At 56.3% G+C, this 1,447-nt stretch carries 2 rRNA genes; both read right to left on the bottom strand.

Going from position 1 to position 1,447, the window contains the following annotated elements:
* Positions 1–3 precede the first annotated feature (3 nt).
* Positions 4–120, bottom strand: a 5S ribosomal RNA gene (gene rrf / locus ACFUUZ_RS31675).
* A 64-nt stretch (positions 121–184) separates the two neighbouring features.
* Positions 185–1,447: ribosomal RNA gene (locus ACFUUZ_RS31670) — 23S ribosomal RNA — on the bottom strand; the annotation flags it as partial.

Raw genomic sequence — 1,447 nt, 5'->3', positions numbered from 1 at the left:
TTGTTCCGGCGGTGTCCTACTCTCCCACACCCTGTCGAGTGCAGTACCATCGGCGCTGGCAGGCTTAGCTTCCGGGTTCGGAATGGGACCGGGCGTTTCCCTGCCGCTATAACCGCCGTAACTCTGCGAAACAACCACGAACAGTGTTGTTTCAGAACCGTACAGTGGACGCGTAGCCATCTTTGTTGGTAAGCCCTCGGCCTATTAGTACCAGTCACCTCCACGCATTACTGCGCTTCCAGTTCCGGCCTATCAACCCCATGGTCTGTAGGGGGCCTTAACCACTCGATGGTGGAGAGAAACCTCATCTTGGAACAGGCTTCCCGCTTAGATGCTTTCAGCGGTTATCCCTTCCGAACGTAGCCAACCAGCAGTGCTCCTGGCGGAACAACTGGCACACCAGAGGTTCGTCCGTCCCGGTCCTCTCGTACTAGGGACAGCCTTCCTCAAGTTTCTGACGCGCGCGGCGGATAGAGACCGAACTGTCTCACGACGTTCTAAACCCAGCTCGCGTGCCGCTTTAATGGGCGAACAGCCCAACCCTTGGGACCTACTCCGGCCCCAGGATGCGACGAGCCGACATCGAGGTGCCAAACCATCCCGTCGATATGGACTCTTGGGGAAGATCAGCCTGTTATCCCCGGGGTACCTTTTATCCGTTGAGCGACACCGCTTCCACATGCCGGTGCCGGATCACTAGTCCCGACTTTCGTCCCTGCTCGACCTGTCAGTCTCACAGTCAAGCTCCCTTGTGCACTTGCACTCGACACCTGATTGCCAACCAGGCTGAGGGAACCTTTGGGCGCCTCCGTTACATTTTGGGAGGCAACCGCCCCAGTTAAACTACCCACCAGGCACTGTCCCTGAACCAGATCATGGCCCGAGGTTAGAAGTCCAATACGACCAGAGTGGTATTTCAACGACGACTCCACACACACTGGCGTGCATGCTTCACAGTCTCCCACCTATCCTACACAAACCGTACCGAACACCAATACCAAGCTATAGTGAAGGTCCCGGGGTCTTTTCGTCCTGCCGCGCGTAACGAGCATCTTTACTCGTAATGCAATTTCGCCGAGTCTGTGGTTGAGACAGCAGAGAAGTCGTTACGCCATTCGTGCAGGTCGGAACTTACCCGACAAGGAATTTCGCTACCTTAGGATGGTTATAGTTACCACCGCCGTTTACCGGGGCTTAAATTCTCAGCTTCGCGCCGAAGCGCTAACCGGTCCTCTTAACCTTCCGGCACCGGGCAGGCGTCAGTCCGTATACCTCGTCTTACGACTTCGCACGGACCTGTGTTTTTAGTAAACAGTCGCTTCTCTCTGGTCTCTGCGACCACCACCAGCTCGGACCGCAAGGGTCGTCACCAGCGTTGGTCCCCCTTCTCCCGAAGTTACGGGGGCATTTTGCCGAGTTCCTTAACCACAGTTCTCTCGATCGCCTT

The sequence above is a fragment of the Nocardia sp. NPDC057353 genome (assembly GCF_042667085.1).
In the GTDB taxonomy this organism is placed as follows: domain Bacteria; phylum Actinomycetota; class Actinomycetes; order Mycobacteriales; family Mycobacteriaceae; genus Nocardia.
The sequence above is the reverse complement of the archived record's forward strand: the minus strand, read 5'-3'. Positions and strand labels throughout refer to the sequence as shown.